Source organism: Winogradskyella sp. Asnod2-B02-A, assembly GCF_045063645.1.
Lineage (GTDB): Bacteria > Bacteroidota > Bacteroidia > Flavobacteriales > Flavobacteriaceae > Winogradskyella.
Genome location: NZ_JBEFOG010000027.1, coordinates 161,771 through 179,565 on the forward strand (window position 1 = coordinate 161,771; position 17,795 = coordinate 179,565).

The 17,795-nt window shown below is 32.7% G+C and carries 16 protein-coding genes; 7 read left to right on the forward strand and 9 right to left on the reverse strand.

Going from position 1 to position 17,795, the window contains the following annotated elements; all coding sequences use genetic code 11:
- The first annotated feature begins 24 nt into the window (after nucleotides 1-24).
- Nucleotides 25-291, forward strand: coding sequence for a hypothetical protein (locus ACJJVO_RS08930; protein WP_405573040.1), 267 nt, complete (start codon nucleotides 25-27; stop codon nucleotides 289-291).
- Here the strand turns inward: ACJJVO_RS08930 and ACJJVO_RS08935 are convergent.
- On the reverse strand, nucleotides 265-1,101 hold the full coding sequence (locus ACJJVO_RS08935; protein ID WP_405573041.1) for a hypothetical protein: 837 nt from the start codon (nucleotides 1,099-1,101) through the stop codon (nucleotides 265-267). The two genes, ACJJVO_RS08930 and ACJJVO_RS08935, sit on opposite strands and share 27 nt — an antisense overlap.
- A gap of 278 nt (nucleotides 1,102-1,379) precedes the next feature.
- Here ACJJVO_RS08935 and gcvP point away from each other — a divergent pair, with 278 nt between their 5' ends.
- From gcvP to ACJJVO_RS08955, 4 genes are all read left to right on the forward strand, one after another.
- Entirely contained in the window at nucleotides 1,380-4,229 is a 2,850-nt protein-coding gene (gene gcvP, locus ACJJVO_RS08940) for an aminomethyl-transferring glycine dehydrogenase (protein WP_405573043.1), read from the forward strand.
- 162 nt (nucleotides 4,230-4,391) lie between these two features.
- A complete protein-coding gene (locus ACJJVO_RS08945) occupies nucleotides 4,392-5,450 on the forward strand; it encodes a 3-oxoacyl-ACP synthase III family protein (RefSeq protein ID WP_405573045.1) in 1,059 nt (352 codons plus the stop codon).
- Between the two features lie 26 nt (nucleotides 5,451-5,476).
- Nucleotides 5,477-5,998 (forward strand): methyltransferase, encoded by a 522-nt coding sequence (locus tag ACJJVO_RS08950; RefSeq protein ID WP_405573047.1) that lies wholly within the window; start codon nucleotides 5,477-5,479, stop codon nucleotides 5,996-5,998.
- A 23-nt stretch (nucleotides 5,999-6,021) separates the two neighbouring features.
- Nucleotides 6,022-6,870, forward strand: a complete 849-nt coding sequence (locus ACJJVO_RS08955; protein ID WP_405573049.1) for a glycosyltransferase — start codon at nucleotides 6,022-6,024, stop codon at nucleotides 6,868-6,870.
- Here ACJJVO_RS08955 and ACJJVO_RS08960 read toward each other — a convergent pair.
- Entirely contained in the window at nucleotides 6,867-7,673 is an 807-nt protein-coding gene (locus ACJJVO_RS08960; RefSeq protein WP_405573050.1) for a DNA/RNA non-specific endonuclease, read from the reverse strand. The two genes, ACJJVO_RS08955 and ACJJVO_RS08960, sit on opposite strands and share 4 nt — an antisense overlap.
- Nucleotides 7,674-7,682: 9 nt before the next feature.
- Nucleotides 7,683-9,353, reverse strand: a complete 1,671-nt coding sequence (gene pafA, locus ACJJVO_RS08965; protein WP_405573051.1) for an alkaline phosphatase PafA — start codon at nucleotides 9,351-9,353, stop codon at nucleotides 7,683-7,685.
- A 189-nt stretch (nucleotides 9,354-9,542) separates the two neighbouring features.
- On the opposite strand from pafA, the gene ACJJVO_RS08970 reads away from it, so the two are divergent.
- Both ACJJVO_RS08970 and ACJJVO_RS08975 read left to right on the forward strand, forming a co-directional pair.
- Nucleotides 9,543-10,292 (forward strand): MlaE family ABC transporter permease, encoded by a 750-nt coding sequence (locus tag ACJJVO_RS08970; RefSeq protein ID WP_405573054.1) that lies wholly within the window; start codon nucleotides 9,543-9,545, stop codon nucleotides 10,290-10,292.
- A gap of 2 nt (nucleotides 10,293-10,294) precedes the next feature.
- Nucleotides 10,295-11,062, forward strand: a complete 768-nt coding sequence (locus tag ACJJVO_RS08975) for an ABC transporter ATP-binding protein (RefSeq protein WP_115818621.1) — start codon at nucleotides 10,295-10,297, stop codon at nucleotides 11,060-11,062.
- A gap of 36 nt (nucleotides 11,063-11,098) precedes the next feature.
- On the opposite strand, the gene ACJJVO_RS08980 is transcribed toward ACJJVO_RS08975, so the two are convergent.
- The 6 genes from ACJJVO_RS08980 to ACJJVO_RS09005 all read right to left on the reverse strand — a co-directional run bounded on the left by ACJJVO_RS08980 (nucleotide 11,099) and on the right by ACJJVO_RS09005 (nucleotide 17,792).
- On the reverse strand, nucleotides 11,099-12,592 hold the full coding sequence (locus ACJJVO_RS08980; RefSeq protein WP_405573057.1) for a DUF389 domain-containing protein: 1,494 nt from the start codon (nucleotides 12,590-12,592) through the stop codon (nucleotides 11,099-11,101).
- A 70-nt stretch (nucleotides 12,593-12,662) separates the two neighbouring features.
- Nucleotides 12,663-13,751: a mannose-1-phosphate guanylyltransferase gene (locus tag ACJJVO_RS08985; RefSeq protein WP_405573060.1), complete on the reverse strand. Its 1,089-nt coding sequence runs from the start codon at nucleotides 13,749-13,751 to the stop codon at nucleotides 12,663-12,665.
- Nucleotides 13,752-13,762: 11 nt separating this feature from the next.
- Entirely contained in the window at nucleotides 13,763-14,359 is a 597-nt protein-coding gene (locus ACJJVO_RS08990) for a SprT-like domain-containing protein (RefSeq protein WP_405573063.1), read from the reverse strand.
- Between the two features lie 58 nt (nucleotides 14,360-14,417).
- A complete protein-coding gene (locus ACJJVO_RS08995) occupies nucleotides 14,418-15,101 on the reverse strand; it encodes an SDR family NAD(P)-dependent oxidoreductase (protein ID WP_405573066.1) in 684 nt (227 codons plus the stop codon).
- Entirely contained in the window at nucleotides 15,094-16,077 is a 984-nt protein-coding gene (locus ACJJVO_RS09000; RefSeq protein ID WP_405573068.1) for a M20/M25/M40 family metallo-hydrolase, read from the reverse strand. The genes ACJJVO_RS08995 and ACJJVO_RS09000 overlap by 8 nt, the downstream gene beginning before the upstream one ends.
- Nucleotides 16,078-16,175: 98 nt before the next feature.
- The gene (locus tag ACJJVO_RS09005; protein WP_405573071.1) at nucleotides 16,176-17,792 is read right to left on the reverse strand and encodes a pyruvate dehydrogenase complex dihydrolipoamide acetyltransferase; all 1,617 of its coding nucleotides are present in this window, start codon (nucleotides 17,790-17,792) and stop codon (nucleotides 16,176-16,178) included.
- Between the last annotated feature and the right edge of the window lie 3 nt (nucleotides 17,793-17,795).

The window sequence follows — 17,795 nt, forward strand, 5'->3', positions numbered from 1 at the left end:
TCCTTTTGAAAGGTTTGAATACAAATGAAACAAAGTTTTTTATTTATTAACTGTGATGAAGCCAAACATATTTGTGATAAAGCACAATATGGAGAAGCCTCTTCTTGGGAACGCGTTAAATTAACGATACGTTTGGCATATTGCCGTGTCACTCAGAATTATTCTTCAAAAAATAGTAAACTCACAGAAAGCATAGAAAAGGCTGAAGTGAAATGCTTAAAAGCTGAAGAACGCAAGAAAATTGAAAATCAATTTAAAGAAGAATTAGCTAAACAGCAACACAGTCACTAACCACATAATGGGTAAACTTTCTACCCAAAACGCACTATAATATTTCGATTGATTTTTATTAGAAAATATTAATAGCACAAGCGTAATTATAGCAATTATTATTGTTGACAATAAGGTTTCTTCTGTTAACACATCTTTAAAATAATCTAATAATACAAATAGCAATAAAAGCAATACACCAATAATTTTGGTTTTTTTTATGCCTATTTTTTGAGGAATAGTCGCTAATTTTAGACTATCGTAATTCAAATCTCTTATTTCAAAAGGCAACATTAAAACGAGCACATAACAAAATCGTTGCAAACCTAAAATCATCACATCTGTATTTATAGAGACAGCTTCATTTACTACTGGTAAGAATACTGAAGTAAATGCCCAAACTAATGCAATTACATAAACTTTTAAACCACCTATTTGTCGCAAATTTTTATGATCATCAAATAAATAATTTTTGGGAAGCATAACAGGAATAGCATAAAAAAAAGTTACAACACCAAGAATTCCAATCAATATTAAGGTATTCAACTCAAGATAGAACGTTACAAAACACATAGCCAAAAAAGCTATAAACGAAAATACCTGTATAACTTTAAGCCAAGCTGCTAAATTGCGATGATGAAATTTCGCTACGCCAAAATATTTTACAAAATTATAGCCAGTTATTGTTGAAAAAAACACAAAATAAAGCAGGTATTTATCTAATTTTAAATCCAATTCAATTAGCGTAACCCAAGTTAATGCTGAAGCTGCTAACGCAACATGAATACTGCTATTTAAGTAGAAATTTAAAATGCGTTTTAATACTTGCATAAAGCAAAAGTAAGAATTGAACTCATCTAAACATTTTCAATTCCATAAAAATTAAAAATTTACAAGCCATTTTATCGTTTGTAGTTTTTAAAGCAGTGTACTTATACAAAAACATCACTAACACTACAAAATTTTAATTCAACCCTAAAAAGCAGAAATTTTAGATCAAATCACAGTGTTAATAACCTCTACTTTCGGTTAAAAACTTTAATGCTTAAAATCTAAAAAATTAGGGTAAATCCGTACTTTTGCAAGACTAAATAAACTATTTTTTTTTAATGGATACTACCTCATTTGCACTCAGACATATTGGCCCAAATTCTAACGAACAAAAAGCCATGTTAGACACTATTGGTGTTAACAGCATAGAACAACTAGTTTCAGAAACCATACCAGCAGGTATTCGTCTTGAAAAAGATTTAGACCTTGATGCTGCCATGAGTGAACAAGAATACTTAAGTCATATTTATAACTTATCGCAACTTAATAAAGTATATAAAACCTATATTGGTTTAGGCTATTATCCTACTAATTTACCTGCAGTAATACAGCGTAACATTTTAGAAAACCCAGGTTGGTACACAGCTTATACGCCATACCAAGCCGAGATAGCACAAGGAAGATTAGAAGCCTTGTTAAATTTCCAAACTATGATTATTGACTTAACAGGTATGGAAATTGCAAATGCATCACTTTTGGATGAAAGTACAGCAGCTGCTGAAGCCATGTCATTATTATTTGCAGTTAGAGATCGTGCTCAAAAGAAAGCTAACGTCAATAAGTTTTTTGTTTCAGATTTAGTATTACCACAAACTATAGATTTATTAGAAACAAGAGCAAATCCTATTGGTATTGAATTGGTCATTGGAAACGAAGCTGAATACAACCTCTCTAGCGAATACTTTGGAGCGTTATTACAATATCCTGGCAAAAACGGACAGATTACAGATATTCAATCTTTTATAGAAAAAGCAAATGCAGAAAATATTAAAGTCGCTGTTGCCGCAGATATTTTAAGCTTAGTTAAACTTGAAGCACCAGGAAAATTTGGAGCTGATGTTGTTGTAGGTACAACACAACGTTTCGGAATCCCAATGGGTTACGGAGGTCCTCATGCAGCATATTTTGCAACTAAAGAGGTTTACAAACGTGATATTCCAGGTAGAATTATTGGAATTACAAAAGATGCCAATGGCAACAGAGCCTTACGTATGGCGTTACAAACACGCGAGCAACATATTAAACGCGATAGAGCAACTTCTAACATCTGTACAGCCCAAGTGCTTTTAGCTGTTATGGCAGGAATGTACGCCGTTTATCATGGTCCAAAAGGATTAACGTTTATTGCAGACAAGGTTAAAAATTCAACTTCTACTCTAGCCAATTCACTTTCAAAATTAGGATTAGAGCAAGTGAATTCTCATTATTTTGATACACTTCAAATAAAAGCAGATGCTGTTAAGGTAAAATATGAAGCCGAAAAAAATGAAGTAAACTTTCATTATCCAGATACGAATACGGTAACAATTTCAATAAATGAAACAACTACGATTTCAGACTTAAATGAAATTATTTCAATTTTTGAAACTGTAACAGGAAAAACTACAGATAAAATTGAATCTGTTGCGCATGACAAAACTATTCCAGATCATTTAAAGCGTCAATCAGAATTTTTAACTTTTGATGTATTTAACACCTATCATTCGGAAACAGAATTAATGAGATACATTAAGCGTTTAGAGCGAAAAGATTTAGCTTTAAACCATTCTATGATTTCTCTTGGTTCTTGTACCATGAAGTTAAATGCAGCCTCAGAAATGTTACCTTTAAGTTGGAGCAGTTGGGGAAATATGCACCCATTTGTACCAACAGACCAAGCTACTGGTTACAAATTAATGTTAAACGCGTTAGAGAATCAACTCTCTGAAATTACTGGTTTTGCAGCTACTTCATTACAACCAAATTCTGGTGCTCAAGGCGAGTTTGCTGGCTTAATGGTTATTAAAGCTTATCATGAATCTCGTGGAGATCACCACAGAAATATTTGTTTAATTCCATCATCTGCGCATGGTACAAATCCTGCAAGTGCTGTTATGGCTGGTATGAAAGTTGTAGTAACTAAAGCCACTGAAAATGGAAATATTGATGTTGAAGATTTAAGAGAAAAAGCAGAGTTACATAAAGACAATCTTTCTGCTATTATGGTCACTTATCCTTCTACTCATGGTGTATACGAATCTGCAATAAAAGAAATCACACAGATTATTCACGCTAATGGAGGGCAAGTTTATATGGATGGTGCCAATATGAATGCTCAAGTTGGTTTAACCAATCCAGGAAATATTGGTGCAGATGTATGTCACCTCAACTTACACAAAACCTTTGCTATTCCGCATGGAGGAGGTGGACCAGGTGTAGGACCAATATGTGTTGCTAAACAATTAGTACCATTCTTACCAGGAAACCCAATTATTAAAACAGGAGGTCATCAGGCGATTACAGCTATTTCCGGAGCACCATTTGGTTCTTCTTTAGTATGTCTTATTTCTTATGGTTACATCAAAATGTTAGGTTATAGAGGATTGAAAAAAGCAACTGAAATTGCCATATTAAATGCTAACTATATTAAAAAACGCTTAGAAGGCTCTTACCCTACTTTATATTCTGGAGAAAACGGTAGAGCTGCTCACGAAATGATTATTGATTGTAGAGATTTTAAAGCGAATGGTATTGAAGTTACCGATATCGCTAAACGTTTAATGGATTATGGATTTCATGCACCAACAGTTTCTTTTCCGGTTGCAGGAACGATGATGATTGAACCTACAGAAAGTGAAAGTAAAGCGGAAATGGATCGTTTTTGTGATGCTATGATTTCTATTCGAAAAGAAATTGATGCTGTGGATAAAGACACTCCAAATAACACGCTTAAAAATGCACCTCATACGTTAGATATGTTAACCTCAGATGAATGGTTATTACCATACTCTAGAGAAGCTGCTGCGTACCCATTGGACTTTGTTAGAGACAATAAATTTTGGCCTAGCGTAAGACGTGTTGATGATGCTTATGGAGATCGAAATTTAATTTGTAGCTGTGCACCAATAGAAAGCTATATGGATGCCTAAATACAACATAATAAAAAGCACACAGATTGTGTGCTTTTTTGTGTTTTTCAAATTATAAATACCATTTATTGAGAATTCATTAAAAATTGACGCATTAAAACTTTAATTAAAAGAAAATTCTAGAATATTAACTAGCTTCGTAATATTGAAAAATTTATAACTATGGCGATTAGAATAACTGGAACAGGAAGTTATATACCAAGCATTATTGAGAAAAATGAAGATTTTTATAATCATCAATTTTTAAATGCTGATGGTTCTGCAATAAACAGTACAAATGAAATTATTGTAAAAAAGTTTAAAGCTATAACAGGAATACAAGAAAGGCGCTATGTTGAGGATAATCAATTAAATAGTGATATTGCTTTTATTGCCGCAACAAAAGCGATAGAAGATGCTAATATTGATAAAGAAAGTATAGATTATATTATTGTAGCTCATAATTATGGAGACATAAAACACAACACAGAACAAAGTGATACTGTACCCAGTATTGCCTCTAGAGTTAAACATTTGCTGAAAATTAAAAATCCAAAATGTGTAGGTTACGACTTGCTTTTTGGATGTCCTGGTTGGATTGAAGGAGTCATACAAGCCAAAGCATTTATTGCTTCTGGTATAGCAAAACGCTGTTTGGTAATTGGCTCTGAAACCCTGTCTAGAGTTATAGATAAGCACGATAGAGATTCTATGATTTATAGTGATGGAGCTGGTGCTGTAATTGTTGAAAAAAACGATGAAAAAGGTGGAATTTTAGCGCATGAAACAGCAACTTACGCTTTAGACGAAGCTCACTTTATATTTTTTGGAGAAACAAACAATCACGAGACTACAGACAAGCGTCGCTATATTAAAATGTATGGACGTAAGATCTATGAATTTGCACTTTCTAATGTCCCTAAGGCTTTAAAATCTTGTCTAGAAAAAAGTGGTAAATCAATTACTGATGTCAAAAAAATATTGATTCATCAGGCCAATGAAAAAATGGACGAAGCTATAGTACAAAGGTTCTATAAACTCTATGATATGCAAATGCCAAACGGTATAATGCCAATGTCTATAAATCTTTTAGGAAATTCTAGTGTTGCCACCGTACCAACTTTGTTAGATCTCATTTTGAAAGGAGAAATTGAAGGTCAGGAAATTAATAAAGGAGACATAATTATGTTTGCAAGCGTAGGTGCTGGGATGAATATTAATACAATTGTTTATCAGTATTAATTTAAATCTTATCTCCGCAACCATAGATGTACGAAAAAACATACCCAAATAAACGATTTAAACTCACACTTCAGTTTTTACAAAAACACGTTAATACTAAAGAATCTATATTAGATTTAGGTGTGAAAAATCCATTTTCGGAGATTATGATTTCTGAAGGCTATTTGGTTGAAAATACCACTGGAGAAGATTTAGACGAAGATACTTCTGCTATTAAAAATTCAGCTGCTGATGTTATTACTGCCTTTGAAATTTTTGAACATCTTTTATCTCCTTACGAAGTTTTAAAGTCTATAAAAGCTAATAAATTAGTTATAAGCGTGCCTTTAAAATTATGGTTTGCTTCTGCTTATAGAAGTAAAACTGATATGAGAGACAGACATTACCATGAATTTGAAGATTGGCAACTCGACTGGCTTTTAGAGAAAACAGGCTGGATTATTAAGGATAGATATAAATGGACCAATCCTGTAAATAAAATTGGGTTAAGACCCATTTTAAGACGTTTTACACCTAGATACTATATTGTTTACGCAGAAAGAGGTTAACTTTGAAAAAACAGCTTTCAATTTTGAATTTCCACATCATCATTCCTGCACACAACGAAGAAGATTACATTGGTAAAACTTTAGAATCTTTAGCTCAGCAAACCTTATTGCCAAAAGCAGTTGTTATTGTTAATGATAACTCAACAGATAACACTCAAACTATTGCTGAGCACTACGCCTCAAAATACAATTGGATTTCAGTTATAAATTCAACTTCTTCAGATAAACACTTACCTGGTTCTAAAATTATTAAAGCATTTAATAAAGGACTTCATTCGTTAAATGAAGACTTTGACATTATCTGTAAATTTGATGCTGACCTTATTTTCCCAGTTAATTATCTTGAAAAAATTTCGAATCATTTTAAGTTTAATCCTAAACTAGGTATGGCTTCAGGATTTTGCTATATCAAAAAAAACAACGAATGGATTCTAGAAAACTTAACTAATAAAGACCATATTAGAGGTGCTCTAAAAGCGTATAGAAAAAAGTGTTTTAATCAAATAGGGCAATTAAAATTGTCTATGGGTTGGGATACCGTTGATGAACTAATTGCAAAATATAATGGGTGGGAAATTTTAACCGATGAATCGCTTCATGTAAAACATCTCAAACCAACAGGACAGTCATACAACAAAGCCTCTAAGTATCTGCAAGGCGAAGCGATGTACAAAATGCGTTATGGGTTTTCGATTACGCTCATTTCGGCTTTAAAACTGGCTTTCAAAAAAAGAAGTTTTCAGCTATTTAGAGATTATATGTCTGGATATTTTAAAGCTAAATCTAATAAAGCAGCATTTTTAGTATCTAAAGCTGAAGGTGAATTTATAAGAGATTTACGTTGGAAAGGGATTAAAAGTAAATTCAGTTAAAAACTCCAACTTTTATAACTGCTAGACGCTTCTAATTTATTTTCAAGATTATCGTCTAACTCAGGAAAGAAATCAATTCCTGTTAATGCTTCAACCTCATCAACTGACACCACAAATTTATACAATGGTAATTTTGAATCCTCGTGATCTATTAAAAATGCTAAAACCTTAGTTTTGCCATTTGCATTATCTAAAATAACTTTGTAAAATTGATTAGGCACTGAAACATCATCTGTTCCAATTGTTTTCATGTTACCAGATAAAACGCCACCTGTAACTACAAAAACACCATCATTCTTTTTTGCCCAATATCTCACTTTCTGTTCTAATCGGTTCCAAATACCTGCATTAAATTTATGCTCTTGTGGACTTATATTACTTGTTAAAAAAGTTTCATCGTGTGCCATTTTTGTAAATCTTCGATCACCAGCAGGACATAAATGCCCTTTATCATATCCCGATTTCTTATAATTCCTCCAATGTGCTGCTCCTGTTTTTACGGCTTCATCAATTTCAAAATAAGGCCTTATATGATTTGTATAACTTATGTGAGAAGCTTTTAACTCATAGGCGACCCATTCCGCTTGCTCATGTGGCTCGCTATAAGACAAAGAATAATTTTGATGATGAACTATTTGATTTGTAGTACTCGTTGGCAAAAAGTACTCGTTAGTACCACTTTTTACGGTTTGCCCTACGTTTACAACTTCAGCTTTTTGTTCAGCATTAAGATAATAGTCATAGCTATAAATAGCTATAGCTATAATGATCGCTATTATGGTGAAAATGGGTTTTCTTTTCAAATCAAAAAATTAATCAATTAAAAATCCTAAAGGTTGACCAGTTGCTCCATTTGGAAAACTAATTCCTAACAATGCAGACATGGTTGGTGCAATATCTGGAATAATTGTTTTGTTTAAAGTTTCTCCATGCTTAATGCCTTTACCAAAAAACAATAATGGTACATGCGTATCATAATTTAAAGCACTACCGTGTGTAGAACCTGTTCTGCCGTATGAAATAAAAGCAGTGTCATTTACTAAAATAACATCACCAGAGCGTTTTTGATTGAACCCGTTTTGCAACAACTCTTCTACTCCATTCGAAAAACCTGATGTACTCATTGTCGTCGCGGTATATACTTTAGATACATTAGGATAAGTTAGTTGCTCCATTGCTATAGTATTCTGAACATCAATAAGATTTAAGCCTAAAGACTTTACTTTGGCTCTATCTAAGAATATTTGATTGTTACTGATGTTTTCAACAATATCTTTAGTTCCATAAGTCTCATTTAAAAAAGCATTAAACTTTTCCTTTCTATCTTTATTATCTATATAGCCAGCTGGCACGTTAACGGATTGCAAATAAGCTGGCACGTCTACAGCGCCATGATCTGCTGTTAAAAACACAGTGTATTCTCCTTCACCTACAGTAGCATCTAAATAGTTAAAAAAGCGCTCTAAATCTTTATCTAAACGAATGTAAGTATCTTCAATTTCTTTAGAATTAACGCCAAAATTATGACCTACATAATCCGTAGCAGAAAAACTAACAGCTAAAACATCGGTTATGTCATCAGCACCCAAATTTTCTCCTTTAATTGCAGCCATAGCAAAATCAGTAGTTAGGCTATTACCATAAGGTGTCGCTTTTAAAATATCGAATCCTCTGTTGTCCTTACTTAATGCTTTTAAATCATATGGAAAAGTTGCTTTTTCTTTTCCTTTAAACCCACCTTCAAAATTATTTTCGTCAGTACCACTTTCTACATAGGTAGAAATATCATAAAATGTATTCCATACTTTCAAATATGATTCTGCACTTTCTGAAGTATTAAAATCACTAACCCATTGTGGTAATTGATTCATATAAAAAGAACTTGAAATCCAAGAACCTTCATCTCTTCCATGAAACCAATATGCTGCATTTGCAGTATGACCAGCGGGTAAGATAGCACCTCTATCTTTTAAAGAAACGCCTATTGTTTTTCCTCTCATTTGAGTAAACAATCTGTTTTCATCTCCAAACGTGGTAGTTTGCATTCTTCGTGGTGACATTAAACCTGCTTTATCTTCTGTACCAATTGACTTTACATTATCATCTTGAGCGCAGTACACCATATCCTTAATCTCCTTATCATAAAAATTATTACCCACAATGCCATGATATTTTGGAGTTGTACCTGTATAAATCGATGCATGTCCTGGACCTGTATAAGTTGGTACGTAGTTGAAATGATTGTTTTTACAATTAAAACCTTCGTTTATCATACGTTTAAAACCTCCATCTCCAAACTTAGACTCAAAACGTGTTAAATAATCGTAACGCATTTGATCGACCACTATACCAACCACTAATTTTGGTCTAGTATTAGATTCTATTGTATTCAATGGTTCTGTAGTAGTATCAATAGCTGTATTTTGAGATCTACAAGCGCTAAATAAAACTAAAAAGGCAATAAAAGTGATGGCATTTTTCATCTGAATAAGACTTTAAATTTAATATCAAAAATACAATTTTTATGTTATCTTATTTTTAATTTAACGTAATTTCATAAGTTCATATTTATTTTTTTTATTTGTCGCATGTCGTTCACAATTAATCATTTTTATGTGTGAAAAAATAATGAATATGCTCGTTTCCTAATCATTTTTTATACTTTAGCATTAATGAAAAGACCCAGCACTTACCTTTATAATATAGGTACATATTTTATAATGATTAAGGACATATTTCGCAGACCTACTAAATGGTCTGTAATGAAACCCTTAATCTTAAAAGATATTGATGATCTTATTATTGGATCGTTAGGTATCGTAGCCTTTATCTCGTTTTTTGTTGGAGGTGTTGTAGCTATACAAACCTCGTTAAATATGACGAGTCCCTTAATGCCAAAATATCTAGTAGGTTTTGCCACTAGACAATCTATAATTTTAGAATTTGCACCAACATTTATTTCTATTATTATGGCAGGTAAAGTAGGTTCATTTATAACATCTAGTATAGGTACCATGCGTGTTACAGAACAAATTGATGCCTTAGAGGTTATGGGAATAAATGCAATTAACTATTTAGTGTTTCCAAAATTTATTGCGCTAACACTTTATCCTTTTGTTATTTCTATTGCTATGTTTTTAGGAGTTTTAGGAGGTCTTGTAGCCTGTGTTTACGGTGGATATGGCACACTAGAAGATTATTTAGAAGGTGTAAAAACAGATTTTATCCCTTTTCATTTTATATATGCTTTTATTAAAACATTTGTATTTGCCTTCTTGTTAGCAACAATTCCTTCATTTTACGGTTATTTTATGAAAGGAGGAGCTTTAGAAGTTGGTAAAGCCAGTACAACATCATTCGTTTGGACGAGTGTAATGATTATATTGGTCAACTTTTTACTAACCAGTTTATTACTAGGCTAATTATGATAGAGGTTAAAGATTTACATAAATCGTTTGGAGATGCACATATTTTAAAAGGCATAACAACGTCTTTTGCAAAAGGAAAAACCAACTTGATTATTGGTCAAAGTGGCTCTGGTAAAACTGTGTTTTTAAAATGTTTATTGGGTTTATTTGAATATGAAAAAGGATCTATTTCTTATGATGGCAAGATATTTAGCAAATTAAGTCCCGATGAAAAACGTGCACTACGTGCAGAAATAGGTATGGTATTTCAAGGTAGTGCTCTATTTGATTCTATGACTATTGCAGAAAATGTAATGTTTCCTTTACGTATGTTTACTAAGCAAAGTAAAAGTGAAATGGAAGATAGAGTTAATGTGGTTTTAAACCGTGTAAATCTTCCTGATGCTCATAAAAAAATGCCAAGTGAAGCTTCTGGAGGTATGCAAAAACGTGTTGCCATTGCTAGAGCAATTGTGAATAGACCTAAATATTTATTTTGTGACGAACCTAATTCTGGTCTAGATCCTAAAACAGCTATCGTAATAGATAATTTAATACAAGAAATTACAGACGAATTTGACATTACTACGGTTATAAATTCTCACGACATGAATTCTGTAATGGAAATTGGAGAAAAAATTGTATTCTTAAAAGATGGACTTAAAGCATGGGAAGGCTCTAACGAAACTATTTTTAGAACTGATAACGAAGTTGTAACGGACTTTGTATATTCTTCTAACCTATTTAAGAAAGTGCGTAAAATGTATCTTGAAGAACGTAATTAACTCGTCCTTTTTCAACTCTACTATATAACTCTATTATTAGTTTCGTTTAATAAAAACTGTATCTACTTTCAGTTCATTTTTTAGCCATTGTTGTAAATCGCGCTCTTTTGTAAGCACTAAACTATCGGCAAGTTTAACTTTCCATCTTACGTTTGCTACGGTTACCGTATCAATATTTATAAAATCTTTTGACTCTAACATTTTAGCATATCCAAAATACTCAAGATCATTAAATTTAATTTTTGCATCGCGAGATAACTCACTAAATGAAATTGCATTTTGATTGGTGTTTCTAGATTCTATAACTTTATTTAAATTAGAGATATTAGATTGCAACTCTTCTATTTGTGTTTGCAAACCATCAATCACATTATCCTTTCTATCTAAATCAGCATAAGCTCTGTCTAAAGATTCTGCTAAACGATCTGCACTTCTAGTTTTATTAGCATTAATCACCAATTCAAATTCCTTTAAATCTACAGATTCATTCTTAGCATTCTGAAAAGCTGACACCATCTCATCACTGATTTCTCCATTAAAATATAGGCTTATTGTTTTGGCATCAATGTCAAGCTCTTCATCATATAACCATAGACTCCGATTATCTTCAACTTCAGTTTTAAGAAATGCTTGATAATCCCTATTTATTTTACTTTCCTTAAGCACTGTTAAAAACGTCCAAATTGCAGGAATCATAACAATAATAGCAACTCCCATAGCAATTCTCGAAGTACGTTTACGCTTCGCGGAATTAGCATATTTAAGCATTGGAAAACGCAATATTTTTAAAACCAAAAATGTAGCTAAAGCAATAAATATAGTATTAATGGTAAATAAATACATAGCTCCACCAAAAAACTGCCAATTCCCTATGGCTAAGCTATAACCTGCTGTACATAAAGGCGGCATTAAAGCGGTAGCAATGGCTACACCAAAAATCACGGAAGCTATAGTTCCTTTTTTTGTTCGTGCTATGATTAAAGCCAAACCACCAAAGAAAGCAATTAACACATCTCTAATATCTGGACGTGTTCTTCCTAAAAGCTCAGACGTTTCAGTACTTAATGGAAAAAGGTAAAAGAACAAGAACGCGGTTAGCAAACTCAGAACAATCATTGTTGCTAAGTTGACAAGAGATTTTCTTAAAGTATCAATATCATTAATCGCAATAGACAAACCGATTCCTAAAATTGGTCCCATTAATGGTGAAATTAACATGGCACCAATAACAACAGCTGTTGAATCTGCATTAAGACCAATGGATGCTACAAATATCGAACAGACTAAAATCCAAGCAGTTGCTCCTTTAAAGGGAATATCTGCTTTTATAGCTGTAATCGTTGCATCTCTATCAGTATCTTCTCTAAAATCGAGCAGTTCACTTAAAAAGGTTTTTACGCTTGCAAACAAACCTTGAGCATCTTTCTTTACTGCGTCTTTCTTTTCTTCAACAGCAGCTTCCTTATTCATCTCGTTGGTTATCTGAGAATTCTCATCCTCAGAAAAATTGAATTTATTTTCGTCACTCATAGTTTAAAAAATTCCAATATATAAATTTAGGAATAAATGCTTTAGGTTAGCTATGCAATTCAAAAAGTATCTATCCTAAAGATTCACCAAATTTAGCCTTAACTTTTTGCAATACTTTTTTTATTTCCTGTTCTTTTACTTTAGGAAAGATAAGTAAAACTTCGTCTTTGTCGACAATGATGTAATCTTTTAGGCCATCAACAACCACAACTTTATCTTTTTTAGAACGAATCATGTTTCCATTAGCATCCTCTAATAACGTTTTTGCATTAACCACTGCGTTACTATTCTCATCTTTATCTAACTTATCGTAAAGACTTCCCCAAGTTCCAAGATCATTCCAATCGAAAGTAGCAGGAATTACGAATACATTTTCACTCTTTTCCATAAGTGCGTAATCTACAGATATGTTTTCTGCTTTCTCGTAATTTTCTTTTATAAAATCATCCTCAAACTCAGTGTTGTAAACGCTGTATCCTTTTTCAAATAATTCATACAATTTAGGCTGATTATTCTTAAACGCAGCAACTACTGTTTTTGCACTCCACATAAAAATACCTGCATTCCATAAGAAATTCCCTTGACTAATAAAAGACTTAGCCGTTTCATAATCTGGTTTTTCTCTAAACTGATTTACAGATTTTATCTCTGTTGTAGCTGATTTATCATATTCTATATAACCATATCCAGTATTCGGAAACGTTGGTGTTATACCTAACGTCATTAATGCATCGTTAGACTCGCAATAATCAAATGCTGTTTTTACATTATCAGAAAAGGCTTGTTTATCTTCAATCCAATGATCACTTGGTGCCACAATCATCACTGCATCTTCGTTTTCTTTCTGAATTTTTAATGACGCATACAAAATACAAGGTGCTGTGTTACGCATTGCAGGTTCTAAAACCACTTGGCGTTTTGTTACCATTGGCAATTGCTCAAAAACAAGGTCATTATAACGTTCATTAGTTAATATGAAAATATTTTCTTCAGGAATTAATTGAGCTAAACGATGAAATGTTTTTTGAATCAAAGTATCTCCTGTTCCCAACATATCATGAAATTGTTTTGGGAAATCTTGTGTACTTACTGGCCAAAATCTTGATCCTACTCCACCTGCCATTAATATTGCGTAATAATTTTTGTTTTTGCTATTCATCAATTTATGTTTTAATCTAAAACTTCTACTTCTGCGTTTGGGTTAAACAAATATAATTTTCCTGAGCTAACTTCCACACATTCGTAGCGTTTTCTTCGTTTATTACCTCTTTTAAATACTCTACCATTGTAAAGTTTAAAAGTTTGATTCAAAGGTAATTCAAATACATACGTCTTATCGTTGCTTTCGTCGAATTGCTTTAAGGCGTAGGCGAGATGTGTATCTGTATCGCTAGACGCTTTTGGGTTTTTAAAATGACGAGCCAATAATGGCAATAACTCATTCGGGAAAATTTCGGGTCTTATAAATGGTAACATTAAATGCTGAAACGTATGCTTCCACTCTTTTCCATGCGGCTTAATGCTTCTTCCATATTTATTATAAGCTTCAAAATGGGCAATCTCATGAATTAACGTAATTAAAAACCGATAGCTATTTAAATTAGAGTTTATAGTAATCTGGTGTTTACCGTTGGGTAACGCTCTATAATCACCATGACGTGTTTTACGTTCGCGCTTAACTTTTACCGTTAAATTATCATTAGATAGAAGCTCTAAAACAGATGGCTTTGCTGTAACGGGAATAAATTCTAAATACTGTGCCTGCATTACCACAAAAATAGTTGTTATATTTCTATTTTTTCAATCTTAAAATTCGAATTAAAATTTAGGGTGTCGAATTAGACACTTGTAACACTTTTCCGTTGTAATATTTATTACCAGTTAAAGCAAAATTCTGAATATATTCTGCCATTTCTTTAGCTGTTGTTGGTGCTTTGTAACCAGGAAAAGCTTCTTCTAGCATTTCAGTTTGTACAGCGCCTAAAGCCAAAACATTAAATTGTGGGCCAGTTTCTTTATATTCTTCAGCTAACAATTCCACTAAAGTAATCACTGCTCCTTTACTAGAACTGTATGCTGATAAGCCTGGAAACTTCATACTCCCTTGAATGCCTCCCATAGAACTAATCGTTACCACATGACCATCATTTTTAAGAAAAGGTAAAACTGTTCTCGTTAACTCCGATACACCAAAAACATTAGTTTGATATACTTTAGTAAAATCTTGAAACGTAGTTTCTGCAAACGGCTTGTTTATTATAGCACCTGCATTGTTTATTAAAATATCAACGTGTTTCCATTCGTCTTTTATAAAATCTGTGACCTTTTGATAATCGTCTATATTACATAAATCAAAAGCAAATGAGGATATATTATCAAAATGAAGATTACTTACTGGTTTTGCATTTCTAGATAATGCTAAAACATTATGTCCTTGATTAGCAAAAAGGTGTACCAATTCAAACCCTATGCCTCTACTTGTTCCTGTAATTATTATATTTTTACTCATCTTCTTTTATTAATACGACTTCTTTAGTTGATGCATTCATCATTCCTTCTAACGCAGGAATCATTTTTTCTATAAAACTAACCATGTGTTGGTAGTCCATTTTATCTGCTTCATCATCTACATGATGATAATAATCAAAATTTGAAAAATCGAAGGTTGAAATGGCATGCGCAGGAATATTTAATTCTTTAAAGAAAGGATAATTATCTGACCTCATAAACAAACCGAAATCCTTTGCTTTAGGAAAAAAACCTATCACTTCTTCATCTGCATAATTGTTTAAAGTTTCCGCAAAATTAGAACGTTCAAAACCACTCATATAAGCCATTGATTCACCTTCTGCTCTTGAGACACCAATCATTTCAAAATTTATCATTGTATAAGCCTTTATGCCCTTATTTTTTAAACGTGCTGCTAAATGCGCAGAACCCTTTAAACCTATTTCTTCAGCATCATATAACGTAATTAAAATACTACGTTTATTCGTTTTAGTTTGAGCAAAATATTTACCAAACTCCATAGCTGCTATTGTACCAGACGCATCGTCATTTGCGCCATTAGCAATTGAATCTCCTTCTACAACTTTCCCTTGTCCTATATGATCGTAATGACCTCCAAGAATTATAAATTCGTTTTTAAGTAATGGATCATTACCCTCAACCATGCCAACAATATTATAACCATCTAAATCATTTACTTTAAATGAATCGCGATACGTTTCAAAATAAGGCTTAATATTATTAGTCTTTAAATAATTCTCTATAAAAATAGCTGCTTTTTCAATGCCTTCACTTCCTGTAGCACGTCCTTGTAATTCATCTGAAGCTAAATAGTCCATACTAGCTTTAATTGCTTCTTGTGTAATTTTTGGTTTTGCAATTTCACCCTCATTACCAGGTTTTCCATCAGCGCCTTTTGTATGACAAGCGCATGAGCAAGCTAATGCAATGATTAGAATTGAAAGTGTTTTTTTCATAATATTTATTTGAGTTTAAAGATAAAAAAATCCTGATTCGAAAATTATCAAATCAGGATTATATTATATAGATTCTGAAACACGTTCAGAATGACAATTTATGATACTAACATCGTAACAGGATTTTCAATATATCCTTTTAATGTTTGAAGGAATTGAGCTCCTGTTGCACCATCTACTGTTCTGTGATCACAAGCTAAACATAATTGCATAGTGTTACCAACTACAATCTGCCCTCCTTTAACTACTGGTTTTTCTACAATGTTACCAACCGATAAGATAGCTGAGTTAGGTTGATTGATAATTGACGTAAAACTATCAATACCAAACATTCCTAAGTTAGAAATTGTAAAAGTACTACCTTCCATTTCGTCTAGTCCTAACTTTTTATTTCTCGCTTTACCTGCTAATTCCTTAACAGCAGCTCCAATTTGAGTTAAACTTTGCTCATTTGCAAATTTAACAACTGGAACTAATAAACCATCTGGTACGGCAACAGCAACACCAATATGAACGTGATTATTTAATTGCATTCTATCGTCAAACCACTGAGAGTTTACTTGAGGATGCTGCTTTAATGCTAAAGCACATGCTTTAACAATCATATCATTGTATGAAATTTTTGTATCTGGAATAGAGTTGTATTGCACTCTAAATGCAATTGCATTTTCCATATCAAACTCAACATTCAAATAATAATGTGGTGCTGTAAACTTAGATTTTGCTAAGTTTTTAGCAATCGCTTTACGCATATTTGAATTTGGCACTTCATCAAAATCTTCTTGACCTGTTGGTACAAATTTACCAACTGAAGCTCCTTGTGCTGATGGAGTAAAGTTTTCAATATCTTTCTTTACAATTCTTCCGTTTTCACCAGAACCTTTAACCTGAGATAAATTAACTCCTTTTTCCTCAGCCATTTTTTTGGCTAATGGTGAAGCGAAAATTCTACCTGAAGTTGAAGTTGAAACCTTTGGAGTTTCTTTCTTTGCTTCTACTTTTTTAGGTTCAGCAGCTTTTGGCGCTTCTTTTTTAGGTTCTGGAGCAGCTTCTTTTTTAGCTTCTCCTCCAGCAACTGTAAAGTTTTTAGCGACATTAGAAACATCAGTTCCTTTTGGACCAATAATAGCTAATAACGAATCTACTTTTGCAGAATCACCTTCGTTTAAACCTATATATAATAAAGTACCTGATTGGAATGATTCAAATTCCATTGTTGCTTTATCTGTTTCAATTTCAGCAAGAATATCTCCTTCTTCAACCTCATCACCAACATTCTTTAACCAAGCAGCCACAGTTCCTTCTTCCATGGTATCACTTAAACGTGGCATGGTAACAACTATAACCCCTTCTGGCAATTCTTCTTTAGAATCAGAATCTACATCAGAACTATCTTTTGCTTCTTCACTAGCTTCTGGAGTATCATCAGATTTTTCAACCTCAGTACTTCCATTTAAATAACTAGAAATATCTTCACCTTCTTCACCAATAATAGCTAAAAGAGTATCTACTTTAGCCGTTTCACCTTCTTGAATACCAATATGAAGTAAAGTACCTTCGTTAAAAGCCTCAAACTCCATAGTTGCTTTATCCGTTTCAATTTCTGCTAATATATCACCTTCCTCTACTTTGTCACCAACCTTCTTTAACCAAGAGGCAACTGTTCCTTCTTCCATGGTGTCGCTTAAACGCGGCATATTTATTACTTCTGCCATAGC